Source organism: Sulfitobacter aestuariivivens, from assembly GCF_014763045.1.
Taxonomy (GTDB): domain Bacteria; phylum Pseudomonadota; class Alphaproteobacteria; order Rhodobacterales; family Rhodobacteraceae; genus Sulfitobacter; species Sulfitobacter aestuariivivens.
Window position 1 is genome coordinate 435,602 of sequence record NZ_JACTAG010000002.1, and the last position, 16,109, is coordinate 451,710.

At 61.6% G+C, this 16,109-nt stretch carries 19 protein-coding genes; 9 read left to right on the forward strand and 10 right to left on the reverse strand.

What is annotated here, in order from left to right:
• Nucleotides 1-396: a rhodanese-like domain-containing protein gene (locus tag H9Q16_RS11945; protein WP_191075660.1), complete on the forward strand. Its 396-nt coding sequence runs from the start codon at nucleotides 1-3 to the stop codon at nucleotides 394-396.
• Nucleotides 397-720: 324 nt separating this feature from the next.
• Here the strand turns inward: H9Q16_RS11945 and smc are convergent, their stop codons facing one another.
• Both smc and H9Q16_RS11955 read right to left on the reverse strand, forming a co-directional pair.
• Complete coding sequence (smc, locus tag H9Q16_RS11950) at nucleotides 721-4,176, reverse strand: chromosome segregation protein SMC (protein ID WP_191075661.1); 3,456 nt, start codon at nucleotides 4,174-4,176, stop codon at nucleotides 721-723.
• A 148-nt stretch (nucleotides 4,177-4,324) separates the two neighbouring features.
• Nucleotides 4,325-4,729, reverse strand: coding sequence for a hypothetical protein (locus tag H9Q16_RS11955; protein WP_246455717.1), 405 nt, complete (start codon nucleotides 4,727-4,729; stop codon nucleotides 4,325-4,327).
• Nucleotides 4,730-4,840: 111 nt separating this feature from the next.
• Here H9Q16_RS11955 and H9Q16_RS11960 point away from each other — a divergent pair, with 111 nt between their 5' ends.
• Nucleotides 4,841-5,608, forward strand: coding sequence for a FadR/GntR family transcriptional regulator (locus H9Q16_RS11960; protein ID WP_191075662.1), 768 nt, complete (start codon nucleotides 4,841-4,843; stop codon nucleotides 5,606-5,608).
• A gap of 71 nt (nucleotides 5,609-5,679) precedes the next feature.
• Here H9Q16_RS11960 and H9Q16_RS11965 read toward each other — a convergent pair whose 3' ends face one another.
• From H9Q16_RS11965 to H9Q16_RS11990, 6 genes are all read right to left on the reverse strand, one after another.
• The gene (locus H9Q16_RS11965; RefSeq protein WP_191075663.1) at nucleotides 5,680-6,240 is read right to left on the reverse strand and encodes a F0F1 ATP synthase subunit B; all 561 of its coding nucleotides are present in this window, start codon (nucleotides 6,238-6,240) and stop codon (nucleotides 5,680-5,682) included.
• A gap of 3 nt (nucleotides 6,241-6,243) precedes the next feature.
• On the reverse strand, nucleotides 6,244-6,795 hold the full coding sequence (locus tag H9Q16_RS11970; RefSeq protein ID WP_191075664.1) for a F0F1 ATP synthase subunit B': 552 nt from the start codon (nucleotides 6,793-6,795) through the stop codon (nucleotides 6,244-6,246).
• 88 nt (nucleotides 6,796-6,883) lie between these two features.
• Nucleotides 6,884-7,120, reverse strand: a complete 237-nt coding sequence (locus H9Q16_RS11975; RefSeq protein ID WP_155527283.1) for a F0F1 ATP synthase subunit C — start codon at nucleotides 7,118-7,120, stop codon at nucleotides 6,884-6,886.
• 70 nt (nucleotides 7,121-7,190) lie between these two features.
• Nucleotides 7,191-7,967: a F0F1 ATP synthase subunit A gene (locus H9Q16_RS11980; RefSeq protein WP_191075665.1), complete on the reverse strand. Its 777-nt coding sequence runs from the start codon at nucleotides 7,965-7,967 to the stop codon at nucleotides 7,191-7,193.
• Nucleotide 7,968: 1 nt separating this feature from the next.
• Nucleotides 7,969-8,322, reverse strand: coding sequence for an AtpZ/AtpI family protein (locus H9Q16_RS11985; protein ID WP_191075666.1), 354 nt, complete (start codon nucleotides 8,320-8,322; stop codon nucleotides 7,969-7,971).
• Nucleotides 8,323-8,500: 178 nt separating this feature from the next.
• Nucleotides 8,501-9,397: a LysR substrate-binding domain-containing protein gene (locus H9Q16_RS11990; RefSeq protein ID WP_191075667.1), complete on the reverse strand. Its 897-nt coding sequence runs from the start codon at nucleotides 9,395-9,397 to the stop codon at nucleotides 8,501-8,503.
• A gap of 105 nt (nucleotides 9,398-9,502) precedes the next feature.
• Between H9Q16_RS11990 and H9Q16_RS11995 the strand changes: the two genes are divergently transcribed.
• Nucleotides 9,503-9,733, forward strand: a complete 231-nt coding sequence (locus H9Q16_RS11995) for a hypothetical protein (protein WP_191075668.1) — start codon at nucleotides 9,503-9,505, stop codon at nucleotides 9,731-9,733.
• A 39-nt stretch (nucleotides 9,734-9,772) separates the two neighbouring features.
• Complete coding sequence (locus tag H9Q16_RS12000; protein ID WP_191075669.1) at nucleotides 9,773-10,114, forward strand: ArsR/SmtB family transcription factor; 342 nt, start codon at nucleotides 9,773-9,775, stop codon at nucleotides 10,112-10,114.
• A 258-nt stretch (nucleotides 10,115-10,372) separates the two neighbouring features.
• Here H9Q16_RS12000 and H9Q16_RS12005 read toward each other — a convergent pair whose 3' ends face one another.
• Together H9Q16_RS12005 and H9Q16_RS12010 are read right to left on the reverse strand one after the other, a co-directional pair.
• Complete coding sequence (locus H9Q16_RS12005; protein ID WP_343067838.1) at nucleotides 10,373-11,266, reverse strand: DMT family transporter; 894 nt, start codon at nucleotides 11,264-11,266, stop codon at nucleotides 10,373-10,375.
• Nucleotides 11,263-12,141, reverse strand: a complete 879-nt coding sequence (locus tag H9Q16_RS12010) for a LysR family transcriptional regulator (protein ID WP_191075671.1) — start codon at nucleotides 12,139-12,141, stop codon at nucleotides 11,263-11,265. Before H9Q16_RS12010 ends, H9Q16_RS12005 begins: the two co-directional genes overlap by 4 nt.
• A 106-nt stretch (nucleotides 12,142-12,247) precedes the next feature.
• Here H9Q16_RS12010 and H9Q16_RS12015 point away from each other — a divergent pair, with 106 nt between their 5' ends.
• The 5 genes from H9Q16_RS12015 (at nucleotide 12,248) to H9Q16_RS12035 (ending at nucleotide 16,088) form a co-directional block, all read left to right on the forward strand.
• The gene (locus H9Q16_RS12015; protein WP_191075672.1) at nucleotides 12,248-12,832 is read left to right on the forward strand and encodes an FMN-dependent NADH-azoreductase; all 585 of its coding nucleotides are present in this window, start codon (nucleotides 12,248-12,250) and stop codon (nucleotides 12,830-12,832) included.
• Between the two features lie 88 nt (nucleotides 12,833-12,920).
• A complete protein-coding gene (locus H9Q16_RS12020; protein ID WP_191075673.1) occupies nucleotides 12,921-13,448 on the forward strand; it encodes a hypothetical protein in 528 nt (175 codons plus the stop codon).
• Nucleotides 13,408-13,884, forward strand: a complete 477-nt coding sequence (locus H9Q16_RS12025; RefSeq protein WP_191075674.1) for a hypothetical protein — start codon at nucleotides 13,408-13,410, stop codon at nucleotides 13,882-13,884. The genes H9Q16_RS12020 and H9Q16_RS12025 overlap by 41 nt, the downstream gene beginning before the upstream one ends.
• 180 nt (nucleotides 13,885-14,064) lie before the next feature.
• Entirely contained in the window at nucleotides 14,065-15,558 is a 1,494-nt protein-coding gene (gene ffh, locus H9Q16_RS12030) for a signal recognition particle protein (protein WP_191075675.1), read from the forward strand.
• Nucleotides 15,555-16,088 (forward strand): GNAT family N-acetyltransferase, encoded by a 534-nt coding sequence (locus H9Q16_RS12035; protein ID WP_191075676.1) that lies wholly within the window; start codon nucleotides 15,555-15,557, stop codon nucleotides 16,086-16,088. The genes ffh and H9Q16_RS12035 overlap by 4 nt, the downstream gene beginning before the upstream one ends.
• Nucleotides 16,089-16,109 lie beyond the last annotated feature (21 nt).

Consider the following 16,109-nt stretch of genomic DNA (forward strand, 5'->3'; position numbering starts at 1 on the left):
ATGCCACTCAAAATCTCAGCCGCACAGATGGTCGCGGACGCCCGCGCCAGGATCGAAGAAATCGAGACCCCCGACGGCATCGCGATGGTCGACGATCCTGCGGTCCAGATCGTCGATCTGCGTGACCCGCGCGAACGCGAGCGCACCGGTTTTATCCCCGGCAGTTTTCACTGCCCCCGCGGCATGCTGGAATTCTGGGTCGACCCCGAAAGCCCCTATTTCAAAGAGGTCTTCGCCCAGGACAAAAAGTTCGTCTTCCACTGCGCCTCTGGCTGGCGCTCAGCTATTTCGGTCGCAACGCTGCAAGATATGGGGTTCGACGCCGCACATCTGAAAGATGGCTTCGGCGCCTGGGAGAAGGCGGGCGGGCCGGTGGAACGGACGGCACCGAGGTAGGTTATCGTTAACCATGTACAAAGCCCGCGACTTTGCAATTTGGCAAGGTTTGAGGTATAAACCCGATATTCGATAGTTCTCATTCACGATCATCATCACTGAATGAAAGACCCCGCAGAGTTGCTGCTCTGCGGGGTTACTCTTTTTCAAGGCATCAAGCCCCGATCCAGAGCCGGATCGCCGCCAGAAGCAACATTGCTATCGCGATGAAAACCATCCATTTTCGATAGTTTTTTTCACTCAATCATCATCACCTCCTCACGCCACGACGTGTCGCGACAGAGTCAATTTAGAGGTGAGACATTAGAGAGGCGTTAACCTTGATCAGGCGACCAGCGTTTCCGCTTTCTTGAGATCAACCGACACCAGCTGGCTGACCCCTTGCTCGGCCATTGTGACCCCGAACAGACGATCCATACGCGACATCGTCACGGCGTGGTGCGTGATGATCAGAAACCGCGTGTCGGTCTGGCGGCACATCTCGTCCAGCAGATCACAGAACCGCGTGACGTTGGCGTCATCCAAAGGTGCATCAACCTCGTCCAGCACACAGATCGGCGCGGGATTGGCCAGGAAAACCGCAAAGATCAGCGCCATCGCGGTCAAGGTCTGTTCGCCCCCCGACAACAGGCTCAGCGTGCTCAGTTTCTTGCCCGGCGGCTGGCACATGATTTCCAGACCGGCCTCAAGCGGGTCATCGGATTCGACCATGACAAGGTTCGCCTCACCGCCGCCGAACAGATGCTTAAAGAGCATCGAGAAGTTAGAATTCACCTGCTCAAAAGCTGTCAACAGCCGTTCGCGCCCCTCGCGGTTCAGGCTCGCGATACCCGACCGCAACGTCCGGATCGCCTCTTCCAGATCGGCCTTTTCAGTGACCAGCGTGTCGTGCTCTTCCTGCACGTCCTTGGCGTCCTCCTCGGCCCGCAGATTGACAGCTCCCAGCGAATCCCGCTGCCGCTTGAGACGGTTCACATCTGCCTCAAGGGCATCTGCGGTCGGCATCTGATCCGGGTTCACATCGAGCGACGTCAACAACTGATTGGGCGTGACCTGCTGATCCTCGGCAATCCGTTCGGCTGCCGCCGCGACGGTTTCCTTGGCCGCCTCTGCGCGGGCTTCGGACCGGGCGCGGGCTTCACGCGCCTCTGACGCCTCGCGTTCCGCTTCCCGCTCCGCCAGCGTGGCCTCACGCAAAGTGCTCTCGGCCCGCGACAGCGCATCCGCAGCCTCGGCCTTGCGGGCCTCGGCCTGTGCGATGGCACCTGCCAGCTCGTCGCGTTTGGCAGCAATCTCGGCAGGTGCGGCACTGGCCTGTTTCAACTCGGCCTCTGACGTCGCCTTGCGCTCGGCCAATTCGGCGGTGCGCTTTTCGGCTGTCTCCAGTCGGTGCTTCCAGCCGCTGGTCTCTTTGGTCACTTCCTGCGCGCGTTTGGTGCGCGCCTCGCCCTCACGGCGCAGCTCATCATGCGCGGACCGGCGTGACATCATGGTGATGCGTGCGGCTTCGACAGTCATGCGCAGGTCATCAATTGCCGCGCGCGCCTCGCTCAGATCACCAAGTTCGGTCAAGGCGCGCTCTGCCTCGACAACCCGGCTGCGCGCTGACATCGCCTCGTCTTCGTGCCGTTTGACAGCCAATCCAAGGCTCTCCAGGCGGCCCTGCGCAAGATTGCGATCCGCCTCTGCCCGGCTCAGCGCGCGACCGGCATCCGCAACCATCCGGTCCGCATCGCGCCGTGCGTCGCGCGCCGCGCGATCGGCCTGCGTTTGCTCGGTCAAGGCGCGTGTCAGCGCCTCATGCGCCCCGCGTGCACCCTCAGCCCGCTGCGTGGCCTGTTCCAGCGATTGCTTGAGCACCTCAAGACGGTTCAACTGCTGCAACCGCAATGCCGCTGCCGACGGCGCGTCCTCGGCCCAGGCCCGCAACCCATCCCAACGCCACAAATCCCCCTCGGGCGACACCAGCCGCTGGCCCGGCAACAGGGCGGCCTGCAACGCAGACCCATCGTCAGGATCAACCAGCCCCACCTGCCCCATCCGGCGCTGCAAGACATCCGGCACGGATACATGCGCCGTCAGCGGCGTGACACCAGCAGGCAGCGGCTGCGGCGTCTCATAGCCAGGTAGCGTGGCCCAGCCAGACGGGCCATCGGCATCCACTTCGGGTGCCCGCAGATCGTCTGCCAGTGCCGCACCCAATGCCTTCTCGAACCCGTGCTCGACCTGCAAACGATCAAGGATCTGGCCGCCCTCTGCCGTGTCCCGCTCAACCAGCTTGGCAAGCGCCCCGGCCTCGGCGCGCAGCGCGTTCATCTCGCCTTCCGCCTCGGACCGTTCAGCCCGGGCATCGGCCTCCCGGGCCTGTGTATCAGCGCGGGTCTCCTCAGCTGCGTTCAGCGCCTCATCTGCGCGTGCGGCCGCCTGAACTGCCTCTGCCTCGGACGCCGTGGCCGCGTCGAAGTCCGCGCCCGCCTTTTCCAGCGCCGCCTCGCTCTGCGCCACAGCCTCCTGCGCCTTGAGCGCTTCTGCCTCGGACTTCGATTGCATCTTGCGACTGTCTTCCAACAGCCGTTCCGCCGACCCATGGCGCGCCGCAAGCCGCGCTACATCCTCGGTTTGTTGTGCCAGATCGGCCTCACGCGCCTGCAACACGGTCGCTGCCTCGCGCGCGGCCTCAGCCGCCGTTTCCAGCGCCGCCTCGTGACCTTCGCCGGCCTTGGCAAGCTCTGCCGCCTCCCATTCAAGACGTTCAATCGTTTCACCCGCATCGCGGTTCAGCCCGCCCTCGCGGTCAATATCATGACCCAATTGCGCAATCCGCGCGGTCAGCGTTTCGATCGTGGCCACGGCACGCGCTTCCTGATCGCTCAGCGTATCGCGCTGCACCACCAACCGCTGCAACAAAGCGGCCGCAATCGCCTCTTCCTCGCGCATGGGCGGCAGGGCCTCTTCCGCGGCCGCGCGCGCTTTGGCGGACTGACCAACCAAGGTCTGCGCCTGAGCCGCCGCAGTCACGCGCGCGCGCAATTCCTCGTCCAGACGCGCCCGTGCATCATCCGCCTCGCGCCAGCGCCGATACAGCAGCATCCCCTCCGTGCGCCGCAACTGATCCCCGATCTCACGGTACCGTGCTGCCTGCCGCGCCTGCCGCGCCAGCTGCGCCAGCTGCGTGGCCAGCTGTTCGATCACATCGTCCACACGGGCCAGATTGGTCTCTGCGCCGTTCAGCTTGAGCTCCGCTTCGTGGCGCCGCTGGTACAGTCCCGAGATCCCCGCTGCCTCTTCCAGAATGCGGCGACGGTTCTTCGGCTTGGCGTTTATCAGCTCTGCAATCTGCCCCTGACGCACCAGCGCTGGCGAATGCGCGCCGGTTGAGGCATCGGCAAAAAGCATCTGCACATCCCGCGCGCGCACATCCTTGCCCGCTGCCTTATAGGCGCTGCCCACATCGCGCGTGATCCGCCGCACGATATCCAGACTGTCGCTGTCGTTGAACCCTGCAGGCGCCAGCCGGTCGGAATTGTCGATATGCAGCGCGACCTCGGCAAAGTTGCGCGCTGGGCGGGTTGCGGCCCCGGCAAAGATCACGTCCTCCATCCCGCCGCCACGCATGGCGGTCGGGCGGTTTTCCCCCATGACCCAACGCAACGCCTCAAGCAGGTTCGACTTGCCACAGCCATTGGGCCCTACAACGCCGGTCAGACCATCCGCGATGATCAGATCGGTGGGGTCCACAAAGCTTTTGAAGCCCGTCAGCCTGAGTTTGGAAAAGCGCACTGCCCACGCCTTTTATGATTCTCGTTACCCGATTGAAAATGACGGCTTGGACGGGTCCGAGTCAATACAAACACACAACAGGCGGCGTTCCTTGCACTGTTATCCACAAGATATTGCGATATTCAGCCGTCAAGCGGCCACCCCGGCGTCAGTAACACTCCAACTCCACCGTGACCTCGCCAAAGCCTTCAACGCCACTACCGCGCACCGGGATACAGTCCAACGGACCGGCCTGGCGTCTATGCCGGGGAACCCGGGGCGGGCCGTTGCCGCAATCCAGCAAACCGATCGCCAACGCCTGATCCCCGCGCACCTCGGTCACCTCGCAACCGCTGACCTGCGCCATCGCCGACGCTGCGCGCGCACGGATCGGGCCAAACCGGGGCGCGTATTGCATGTTGATCCTCATCGCTTCGGCCAGATTGTTCCGCACACGCACATCAAAGGTCGATCCGTCCACCATGACCCGCGTCGCAGGCAAACCGCGAAAATGCGGACCTGGCGTATTGCACGCCGCCAACAGCCCAAAACACAATAACAGAACGCGGATCATGCGGCACTCTGAACCTCAAGTGGTTAACAAATCCTGACCAACACGGAACACCTGAGGCATTGATGGCACGGCGAATTGGTCATATCATTTGACCAATCACTCGGAGACCCCATGCCCTTTCGCCCTGTCATCCCTGAGAAACTCTCTCAATCCGTCGTCCGCCAGATCGAGGCCCTGATCCTGCGCGGCATCCTGCGCCCGGGCGAACGGCTCCCCCCGGAACGCGACCTGGCTGAGCGGCTAAGCGTCTCGCGCCCCTCGCTGCGCGACGCCATCGGTCAACTTCAGGACGCCGGATTGCTCAGTGCCAAGGCCGGCGCAGGCATCTACGTGGCCGACGTCCTGGGCAGCGCGTTTTCCCCTGCTCTGATAGAGCTTTTCGCCCGCCATGATGAAGCGGTGTTTGACTACCTGTCTTTTCGCCGCGACATGGAAGGACTCGCTGCTGACCGCGCGGCCCGACTGGCCTCTGACACCGATCTGGCGGTTGTCGACACCGTTTTCAAAAAGATGGAAACAGCCCACAAGGAACGCCAGTTCAAGGCCGAAGCGCAGCTCGACGCGCAGTTTCACATGGCGATCATCGAGGCCAGCCATAACGTCATCATGCTGCACATGATGCGCTCCATGTATGAGTTGCTGCGCGAAGGTGTTTTCTACAATCGCCAGGTCATGTTCCAGCAGCGCACCAGCCGGGGCGCCCTGCTGGATCAGCATCGCGCGATCAATCAGGCGCTGCAGGCCCGCAATCCGGCAGGCGCGCGTGCGGCAGTTGAAAACCATCTGAACTATGTCGAACACGCCCTGCGCGACCAGCAACGCGCGGGCCAGCACGAAGAAATCGCCCGACAGCGGCTCGATCACGAGGCTGAACGCTGACGGCGCCACCGCACAAACGAAAACCCCGGCGCAGGGCCGGGGTCATCAGACATTCACGGTGACGAAATCGCCTAGTGCAGCTTGGCATCCACCTGTTCGATGGCGTCATCGATCAGCTTGTTACCATCATCGGCGGTCATCTGCTTGGCAATCACCTCGCGGGCGGCGGCCACGGCAATGGTCACGGCCTGATCGCGCACTTCCTTCACAGCGGCAGACTGGGCCGAACCGATCTGGTCTTCGGCGGCGGCCATGCGACGCTCAAGCGATTTGGCCAGATCCTTGCGAGCCTGCTCAGCCGCGGCGTTGGCCTCTTCCTTGGCGGCCGCAACGATGCGGTCGGCTTGTTCTTGCACGTCCTTTTGCTTGCGCTCGTAAGAGGCCAGCAGTGTCTGCGCCTCTTCACGCAGCGCGCGCGCCTCGTCCAGCTCAGTCTTGATGCCTTCTGCCCGTTTGTCGAGCATACCCATCAACAGCCCCGGCACCTTGAGGTACACCAGAACGCCGATGAACAGCAGGAAGGAAATCAGCACCACAAAGTCGCTGTTGCGTAGCGAAAAGAAAGGCCCGTCCGCAGCAAACGCCGGAGAGGCTATCATGGCCGCGATCAGGGATGTCAGGGTCAGACGCATGGCTTATCCTTTCATCCGTGCAGTGACGGCGGCATTAACGGTCTTGGCGTCGGCTTTGCCGCCCATGGCTGCCACGATTTCCTTGGCAGTGTCCTTGGCGACTTCCTTGACGCTTTCCAGAGCACCAGCACGGATTTCCGCGATGGCCTTCTCTGATTCAGCGCTCTTTGCCGCGATCTCTTCGTCGGCCTTGGCGATGGCCACGTTGAGGTCGGCTTGAATTTCTGCCTTGGCTTCGGCGACGATACGGCCTGCCTCGGAACGGGCATCAACAAGCGCCTTGTCATAGGCCGCCTCGGCGTCGACCGCCTTGGCTTTCAGGTCTTCCGCCGCCGCAATGTCATTGCTGATGGTGCCCTGACGTTCCGCCAGCACCCCGCCAATGCGCGGCAGCGCCACGCGGGACAGAATAAAATAGGTCGCAATCAGCGCCATGACCAACCAGAAGATCTGGTTGTCCCATGTGGTAAAGTCGAGCTGCGGCATGCCGGGCTCACTGACCGTCGGCTCGCCGATGTCGGTCGCGGTCTTGTCGACTAGGTTTTCATCAGCCATCTTCGGCTCCTTCAGGAAACTTGGCCTACAGCGGGGCGGAAACGCAAGGGCCTCCGCCCGCCCGTAAGGATATCAGTCTCGTCAGAAGTTAGACAGCAAACATCAACAGAAGTGCCACGAGGAACGAGAAGATCCCCAGCGCTTCGGCAAACGCAATACCGATGAACATTGTGGCTGTCTGACCGGCTGCAGCAGAGGGGTTACGCAGAGCGCCGGACAGGAAGTTACCGACAACGTGACCCACACCAACGGCCGCGCCGCCCATGCCGGTACATGCCAGACCTGCGCCAACATATGCGCCCATTTGTACGATATCGCCTTCCATGTGATTTCTCCTTACGATGGAATTGAGGGATGAGAGTGTTTCGTAGGCCGGGCTTCAGCCCGGGATTGTCCTAGTGATGCGGATGCAGCGCGTCTTTCAGATACACGCACGTCAGAATGGTGAACACGTAGGCCTGGATGAAGGACACCAGTACCTCAAGCGCATAGATCGCCGTGATCGCGATGATGCTCAGCGGCGTGACCACAAGGCCGATCCCGGTCGAGATCAACACCAGCGGCGCGAAGGCTGCGAAAACCTTGATCACCGCGTGGCCGGCCATCATGTTGCCCGCCAGACGAATGGAGTGGCTGACGGGGCGCACGAAGTACGAGATCACCTCGATCAGGGCCAGAATGGGCCGCAGCGCCAGAGGCGCGCTCGAGATCCAGAACACGCTCAGGAAACCCGCGCCGTGCTTGACGAAACCAAGGATTGTCACGGTCAGGAACACCGCCATCGCCATGATCACCGTCACCGCAATGTGGGATGTGGGCGTAAAGGCTGTGGGGATCAGACCAAGGAAATTCGAAAAGACGATGAACATGAAAAGCGTCATGATGTAGGGGAAATACTTCAACCCTTCCTTGCCGCAAATGTCCTCGACCATCTTGTGGATAAAGCCGTAAGCCAGTTCCGCAATCGACTGGATCCGGGACGGCACGATGGACCGCTTTGAGCTGCCCAGTACCAAAAGCGCAAAGATACACAGCACCGCAAGCGCCATCCATACGGTGGCGTTGCTGATCGTATACCAGGCCACATCACCGGACCCAAAGAACGGCTCCACCTTGAATTGGTCCATCGGTTTGAAGACCAGCTCGTCCCCGCCTTTAGCGTCTCCAGCCATCTCAGGCTCCTTCGTCTGTCTTGCCCTCAACGTGGGCAGATTGCGCGGCCGCGTCGGCCATTTGTTTGTTCTGCATCTCGGTTGCAGAGCGGAGCATCGTCTTGATCCCCGCCGCGAGACCCAGCAGTGTAAACAGCATCAGAAAGATCGGCAGTGTGCCCAAGAGCCAGTCCAGCCCCCATCCGATGCCAAAGCCGATCAAAAGACCGACCACCAATTCGATCACCATGCGCCAGGCCAGATGGGTCTGATCCACGGTCTTGTCCACACGGGGCTTCGGCGCATTGCGCTTCTTTGCGGCGTCCAGTTTGGCCTCTAGCTGCTGCAATCGCTGCTGTTGGTCCGGGTCGGTCACGCGCATTTTCCTCAAGTGACAACTTGGGGGTTGAGTACTGCGCGCGGTCAGGAGAGTCAACGGGCGCAACGATGGTTGCAAATCATTGATCTTACATACTAATTCAAGCCACCATACTGCGCCGGAAACCCAATTTCGCCTCCTGAGGCGTTGAATGGTTATTCAACCAATCGGTTGATCATTCCACCCCGCTCTCCGACCGCCAGGGCGCTGTGCGCTCCAGCAACCACGCGCGAAAGATGCGCACCGACTTGCGCCGCAGGGCGCCCTCGGACCGGATCAAATGAAAGCCCCCGTCGTCAAATCCGACATCCGAAATGCGGATCAATCGGCCCGCCTCTACGTCCATGTCCGCCAGTTCGGCCGACAGCAGGACAACCCCCTGCCCCGCAATGGCCGATGCCATCTCAAGGTCCAGCGTCATGCGCAGCACCGTCAGCGGCGCAACCGGTGCCGCGACCCCCGCCGCCGCGACCCACCGGGCCCAAAGAGTGTCTGTGCGCCGCTGCAGCAGCGGATATCGCAGGACGTCGGCAGGATCGTCCAGCACATCCGCCACCAACGTCGGCGACGCATAGGGGTAGACCGGGGCGTCAGTCAGCACTTCTGCATCCGCGTATGCCCCGCCTGTCGGGACAAACCGGATCGCAAGATCAGCCTCGTAGCGCGACACATCCGTCAGCGCGGCAGAGGCGTCGAGTTCGATCTTGACCTGTGGATGCAGTGCCGCGAATTCGGTCAGCCGCGGCACAAGCCATTTATGCGTAAACAGGGGCTCACCGTTGACACTCACGCTGCCCTCCGGCGTTTCCGCCAGCGTTTCGGTGGCCTCAGCGATCACATCAAAGGCCGGAACGATCCGGGCAAGATAGGCCGCCCCTTCCGGCGACAACGTCAATCCACGCGGCAGATCCCGGAACAACCGCACCCCCAACCGGTCCTCCAACCCCCGCACATGACGGCTGATCGACGAATGGCTGACACCCAGTTCATCGCCCGCCTTTGAAAAACTCTGATGCCGGCCCGCTGCTTCAAAAGCGCGCAAGGCATTCAGGGGCGGAAGAGAGCGTGCCATGATCTACTTGTGCGTTTTTTGCACATATTTTGTCAAGACTCTGCGTTTGTCGCATCCCGATTCAGCCGCCAATATCCTTGTGAATGAGGATATCGGAGAGAAAAGATGCGCAGTCCACGCGGTACAGTACACCGGAACGTCCCTTGGACGCATGCAAATATTGAACGTATCTGGCACAGACTGACCGCCGCGCGCGCAGGCTTTGCCAACCGGCAAAGTCTTGATTTGTCACATCTTGAGGATCACTTGGTCGACGACATCGGCCTTGCCCCTGACGATCCGCGACTGACGCCCCGCGCGACCTGGCCATGGGTGGAATACATACCGCGCGGATGACAGGCTTTCATCAACCCTGCCAATGCTTTACCACAAGGTATGCCCCAGACCCTTGATCAGGTATTCGCGGCCCTGGCCGACCCCACGCGCCGCGCGATCCTCGCGATGCTGCTCGAAGACGACATGGCTGTGACGGACGTGGCCGAACCCTTCGAGGTATCGCTGGCAGCGATTTCAAAGCATCTGGGCGTGCTCACGGCAGCCGGATTGATTTCTCAGGAAAAAAGGGGGCGCGTCAAATGGTGCAAGCTTGAGCCTGACGCCATGCGCAATGCATCGATCTGGATGCAGGGGTTCGGGCAATTCGAACCCGTGAACCTTGATGCGTTCGAACGTTTTCTGGCGAAGGAATTGCCAGAAGGGTCAGCAGAAGGGGCGTAACACCGCCCCTTCCACTCGTATCAGAGTACGAACTGAACGATCGCCAGAACGATAACGACAAGGCCGACAAGATAGATGATGCCACGCATGAGATATTCCTTTTCTTCGGTGGTGGGGATACTTCAGATCACTGAAAGCAGGCGCAGGATGATGATTACAACCACGACCAACCCGACCAGATAAATGATGTTCCGCATGGCAGACCTTTCAGTGACTTCTGGCCTCAACGCGACAGGGTTGCGTTTGGTTCCCAAAAATTTAACGCGCAGGCAGGCTATCATCGCGCAATAGCATCAGCAGCGCCAGAACTGTCAGCGCCACGCCCCCTAGCACAAGTGACGACGGCGCCCCGTTGCCCAGCGAAATTTCCCAGACAATTACCCAGCTTGGCACCAGATAGGTATAGGCCATCACCTTGGCCGACGGCAGGCGAAGGGTCGCAAACTGCAGCAACACAACCGTCGTCGCAGTGGCAAAGACCGCGACATATATCAGACAGATCCAGACCATCGCTGGCATCGCCGCCCAATCGGTGCGCACAATCTCGGCCCCGCTATAGACCAGCAGGATCACCGCCCCCGCTACAAGTGTGCCAAAAGTGAACATCACCGCGCTTTCGCCCCGGTTCAGGCGCCGCACCATCGGCGTATAGATCGCGTGGCTTATGCAGCCGATGAAATAGATCGCCTCGCCCCGGCCCACATCAAAGGCCATCACAGCAGAAAGATCCGCGCGAAAGATAACCCACAGCGCGCCTGCCGCCCCAATGCTCAACGCCAGCGCCATGCGTGCGTAAAGGATCTGCCGCAACAAGACATAGGCAAACACTGCCGACATCAACGGAACCAGCGTGAAAACCGCCGCCGCACTTACGGGTGGTGCAGATTTCAGCCCCTCGAACATCAACACGAAATAAAGCGCGAAAAACCCGCCCAGCACGGCATACCGCCACGGCGCGCGCAGCGCCGCCCCGGACCAGACGCCGCGTTGCCAGGCCAAGGCCCCGACACAGGCCGCGCCCAGCACAAAGCGCAACGCATTGAAGGCAGCGGGGTCCACCTCGTTCGCCATCAGCGCACCCAGCGAAAACGACCCCGCAACCAATGCCGAAAACGCCAACATCGCAAGATGTCCCAGCGCGCCAGGGGTCACAGTGCGCCGTTCGCGACGCGATCCTTGATAAAGGTCAGTACCGCCTGCACCTTTGTGGTGCGGTGCAAATCCACATGCGTCACCAGCCACAAGGGCGCTGACCACTCTGGACGCGGCGCGTGGATTTCCACCAAATCAGAGTTGGAATCAAATTCCGATCGGGTCAGAAAACCAATGCCCGCACCGGAATTGATCGCAGCCCGTGCAGCACGGCTGTCGGTAATGCGGTAAGTGACCGCATTGTCCGGCACATGGACACGCATCCACTGGTAATAGGGCGCGCGGCTTTCCCGGTCGTCCGGCCCCACGAAACGGTGTTTGGGATAGTCGTCCGGACCTTCAGGGATGCCGAATTCCTCCACGTATGCCTTGCTGGCATAGGCCCCCATTTCCAACGCGGCCAAAGGCTGCACCACGTTGTCAGGCTGATCGGGCGCGACACCGGCGCGGATCGCCACGTGGGCCTCGCCATATTCCAGGCGAAAAAGCCGCTCTCCGGTCAGGAAACGGACCGACACGTCGGGGTTTTCGCGCTGAAAGTCCGCCAGCATCGGTGCCATGATGTGCGAGATCGATTCAAGCGACGTCACTACCAGATCACCCGAAACCTCGTTGCCACGGCCCCGGATCCGGCCTGCCAGTTGACTGAACTGGTCGGCGGTCGCCCCCGCCACACGCAACAGATCCTTACCCGCCTCGGTGGCTGTGTAGCCGCGCGCGTGACGTTGAAAAAGCTTCGCCCCCAGACGCGATTCCAGCGCATCGATATGGCGAATGACTGTCGCGTGATGCACACCCAGAACCTCTGCGGCACCGCTGACGGTGCCCATGCGGGCGACCTGATACGCGGTTCTGATTTCATCCCAATTATCCATCCGCACCCTCCTGTGCGCCAGTGAACACTGCCTGCGCTTTTTCACCCGTTGCGTTCATCTGCGCAAGGGTCAAATTAGCGACAGACCCGCCAGAAAGGAAACTGACATGACCATCCTGCGTATCGATTCCTCTGTGAACACCAAGACATCCGTCACCCGGTCGCTGACAGATCGGATCATTGCCACCTTGGGGGATGCCGACGTGCTGACCCGCGACCTGTCCAAGTCCCCCGTCCCTCAAATCACCGAAAGCTGGGCCGAGGCCCGGATCGTCCCGCCCGCCGACCGCAGCCCCGCGCAGCACGCCGAACTCGCCCTCTCGGACGCGCTGGTCGCTGAACTCGAGGCCGCCGATACGATCGTCATCGGCCTGCCGGTCTATAACTTCTCGGTGCCCGCATCGCTCAAGGCCTGGATCGATCAGGTCGCCCGGGTCGGCGTCACTTTCCGCTATACCCCGGATGGTCCGGTTGGCCTGCTCAAAGGCAAGCGCGTGATCCTCGCAGTGGCCTCCGGCGGAACGGCCGTGGGCTCGGACATCGATTTTGCCACCGGGTACATGCAGCACGTGTTGGGATTTCTGGGCATAAAGGACGTGACCGTCATCGCCGCAGATGCCCTCGCAACCGAGCCAGAGAAGACCCTCGCCCGCGCCCATGCCCAGATTGACGGTCTGCGCATGGCCGCCTGATCCGGCAGCGACTGCCTTTGTCGCAGCGCGCATCCGTTCCCCGGCGCGGCCTTTGACACAATCAAGGGCCGCGCCTTAGTCTTGCGGCATGCAAGTGACACGCGAAACGCCCGACCAGCTCATCATTGAACACAAGTCCACCGGTATCGCCGTCGTGGCCCTTATCCTCGCGCTCGCGCTGTGCTTTGTCGGCCTGTCAAACATGCGCGCAGAGCCTGTCACCGGCATCCTCACGATCTTGGCAGGCATCGCGGGCTTCTTCGGAATGCTCGCCCTTTTCGGAGAACGCAACATGCTCGTGCTCGACCGCCCGGCAGGAACCGCTACCCTCAGCCAACTCACACCGCGCGGGCTGATGCGCTGGCACTTCGATCTTGCCGACGTCGCGGGGGCAGAGCACCGGATCACCCGCGCCAAAAAGGGCGGCAACCACCACTGGGCCGCGTTGGTTGTGCAAGGCGGGATGGACGCCGGAACACACAACCTCTCGCGCCAAGGGCTGAACAATCCGGCGCCCAAAGAGATGACTGACACGATCAACCGCTGGCTGGGCAGCGACAAAGGCGCAAACACACATGAAGATAACCCGCGACACCCCTGGTCAGCTGATCCTTGAAAACAACCCGATCTGGCTGGCCGTGTTTCTGGCGCTCTTCTCGCTCGCCTTCATCGGCGTGGGCCTTCTGGTCATGGGCGTCGCCTTCTGGTTTGGCCTGATCTTCTTTTGCTCAGGCCTCTTTGTCGCCGTGGTCTTCTCCACCGCTTTCATCCGCCGCACCCAGCTGATCCTCGACCGGCCCGGCAATCGCGTCGAACGACGCCGCCGCTCGCTTCTGGGCTACGAAAAGACACACTGGCAACTCGACCACCTCGACAGGGCCATCATCCAGACCGGACAGGGCAACCACAAACAATCCACGGCCCGCGCGGCACTGGTCTTTGATGGCGGCATGGACGCCGGGACCCATCCCATCACGATCGTCTATGCCTCTGGCGGCGGGGCTGCCCGTGCCGCAAACGCGATCAACCGCTGGCTCGCCGCCAAAGCTTGACTCACCGCCCGCGCAGGCGTAAATGCCCCCCAATCTCCGGAAGCAAAGCCTTCCGGTCCCGGACGCGATCCGGGATCGCCCTCCGTCAGCGCGTCGCGCCCACGGAGGTATTTGTGCATTTCAGCGGGCGTTCCTAAATAGGAGCCATCCCGCAACCGTAAACGAAAGGGCCCGCGCCCCATGTTTGAAAATCTCAGCGAACGCCTCTCCGGCGTCTTTGACCGCCTCACCAAACAAGGTGCGCTCAGCGAAGACGACGTGAAAACCGCCCTGCGCGAGGTCCGCGTGGCGCTGCTCGAGGCCGACGTCTCTCTGCCCGTGGCCCGCGATTTCGTCAAAGCTGTACAGGATCAGGCCACCGGTCAGGCAGTGACCAAATCCATCACCCCGGGCCAGCAGGTCGTCAAGATCGTGCACGACGCGCTGATCAATGTGCTCAAAGGCGAGGGCGAACCGGGTGCGCTCAAGGTCGATAACCCGCCTGCGCCGATCCTGATGGTCGGCCTGCAGGGCGGCGGCAAAACCACCACCACGGCCAAGCTTGCCAAACGCCTCACCGAAAAGGACGGCAAGCGCGTGCTGATGGCCTCGCTCGACGTGAACCGCCCCGCCGCGATGGAACAGCTTGCGATCCTCGGCAATCAGATCGGCGTGGACACCCTGCCCATCGTCAAGGGCGAAGACCCCGTCGCCATCGCCAAGCGCGCCAAGACGCAGGCGGGTCTGGGCGGCTATGACGTCTATATGCTTGACACCGCAGGCCGCCTCAGCATCGACGAAGAGCTGATGCAACAGGTCGAAGCCGTCCGGGATGTGGCCACCCCCCGCGAAACCCTGCTGGTGGTCGATGGCCTGACCGGTCAGGACGCGGTGCACACGGCCGAAAACTTCGACGAACGCATCGGCATCTCCGGCGTCGTGCTGACCCGCATGGACGGCGACGGGCGCGGCGGTGCGGCGCTGTCGATGCGCGCCGTCACTGGCAAGCCCATCAAATTCGTAGGCCTCGGCGAAAAGATGGACGCGCTTGAAACCTTCGAGCCTGAGCGCATCGCGGGCCGCATCCTCGGCATGGGCGACATCGTGGCCCTCGTCGAAAAGGCGCAGGAAACGATTCAAGCCGAACAGGCCGAGCGCATGATGAAGCGTATGGCCAAGGGTCAGTTCAACATGAACGACCTCAAGATGCAGCTTGAACAGATGATCCAGATGGGCGGCATGCAGGGCATGATGGGCATGATGCCGGGCATGGGCAAAATGGCCAAGCAGGTCGAAAACGCAGGGCTCGACGACAAGGTGCTCAAGCAACAGATCGCGCTCATCCAGTCAATGACCAAGAAAGAGCGCGCCAATCCCCAGCTTCTGCAAGCTTCCCGCAAGAAACGCATCGCGCGCGGCGCAGGCATGGAGGTCTCTGACCTCAACAAGCTGATGAAGATGCACCGCCAGATGTCCGACATGATGAAAAAGATGGGCAAGATGGGTAAAGGCGGCATGTTGAAACAAGCCATGAAGGGCATGTTCGGCAAGGGCGGTATGCCCGCCGACATGGACCCAAAAGCGCTCGAAGCGGCAGCCAAGCAAATGGGCGGCGGCATGCCCGGCCAAAATCCATTCGGTGGCGGTGGTATGGGCCTGCCCCCCGGCCTGTCGGGCTTTGGAAAGAAGAAGTGACCCTGACTGCCTCTGATACCCTGCCGCAGCTGACCGGCGAACGGCTTACCCTGCGCGTGCCAGCACCGCAGGACCGGTCACTCTATGCGTCCTTTTATGCGGTTAGCGAAACGACCGTGGGCGGGTATCGCGGCAATCGCAGTGATGCGGAAATTTCCGCAATCCACACCCGTGACATGGCCCATTGGGATAAGCACGGATTTGGGATCTTCCTGATCCACGATACCGCCGACGGCACTTTTTATGGCGGCACAGGCATCGCCTACCCCACTGGCTGGCAGCAAGATGAACTCACATGGTGGCTCATGCCCGCCGCCCGTGGCAAAGGCGTGGCAACCCGGGCCAGCCGTACCGTGATTACTTGGGCCTACGACACGCTTGGCTGGTCCCGCGTCCAGACCTACATGCGCGACGAAAACGCGCCGGCCCGCGCGCTGGCACAGCGCCTTGGTGGCCGGATCACACACCGTGACACTTTTCCCGATGGCGTGACGCGCGATGTCTTCGTGCTTCCGAGGACGGTTGCATGACGCCCTTCCGCCCTCAACCTC

What these genes read in the sequence shown, in the direction of transcription:
- H9Q16_RS11965 (WP_191075663.1), bottom strand. Translation starts at nt 6,240, where the DNA reads ATGCGTCTGACCCTGACATCCCTGATCGCGGCCATGATAGCCTCTCCG.
- H9Q16_RS11995 (WP_191075668.1), top strand. Translation starts at nt 9,503, where the DNA reads ATGCGCAGTCCACGCGGTACAGTACACCGGAACGTCCCTTGGACGCAT.
- H9Q16_RS12020 (WP_191075673.1), top strand. Translation starts at nt 12,921, where the DNA reads ATGCAAGTGACACGCGAAACGCCCGACCAGCTCATCATTGAACACAAG.
- ffh (WP_191075675.1), top strand. Translation starts at nt 14,065, where the DNA reads ATGTTTGAAAATCTCAGCGAACGCCTCTCCGGCGTCTTTGACCGCCTC.
- H9Q16_RS12010 (WP_191075671.1), bottom strand. Translation starts at nt 12,141, where the DNA reads ATGGATAATTGGGATGAAATCAGAACCGCGTATCAGGTCGCCCGCATG.
- H9Q16_RS12015 (WP_191075672.1), top strand. Translation starts at nt 12,248, where the DNA reads ATGACCATCCTGCGTATCGATTCCTCTGTGAACACCAAGACATCCGTC.
- H9Q16_RS11960 (WP_191075662.1), top strand. Translation starts at nt 4,841, where the DNA reads ATGCCCTTTCGCCCTGTCATCCCTGAGAAACTCTCTCAATCCGTCGTC.
- H9Q16_RS12025 (WP_191075674.1), top strand. Translation starts at nt 13,408, where the DNA reads ATGAAGATAACCCGCGACACCCCTGGTCAGCTGATCCTTGAAAACAAC.
- H9Q16_RS11990 (WP_191075667.1), bottom strand. Translation starts at nt 9,397, where the DNA reads ATGGCACGCTCTCTTCCGCCCCTGAATGCCTTGCGCGCTTTTGAAGCA.
- H9Q16_RS11945 (WP_191075660.1), top strand. Translation starts at nt 1, where the DNA reads ATGCCACTCAAAATCTCAGCCGCACAGATGGTCGCGGACGCCCGCGCC.
- H9Q16_RS11980 (WP_191075665.1), bottom strand. Translation starts at nt 7,967, where the DNA reads ATGGCTGGAGACGCTAAAGGCGGGGACGAGCTGGTCTTCAAACCGATG.
- H9Q16_RS11970 (WP_191075664.1), bottom strand. Translation starts at nt 6,795, where the DNA reads ATGGCTGATGAAAACCTAGTCGACAAGACCGCGACCGACATCGGCGAG.
- H9Q16_RS11975 (WP_155527283.1), bottom strand. Translation starts at nt 7,120, where the DNA reads ATGGAAGGCGATATCGTACAAATGGGCGCATATGTTGGCGCAGGTCTG.
- H9Q16_RS11955 (WP_246455717.1), bottom strand. Translation starts at nt 4,729, where the DNA reads ATGATCCGCGTTCTGTTATTGTGTTTTGGGCTGTTGGCGGCGTGCAAT.
- H9Q16_RS12000 (WP_191075669.1), top strand. Translation starts at nt 9,773, where the DNA reads ATGCCCCAGACCCTTGATCAGGTATTCGCGGCCCTGGCCGACCCCACG.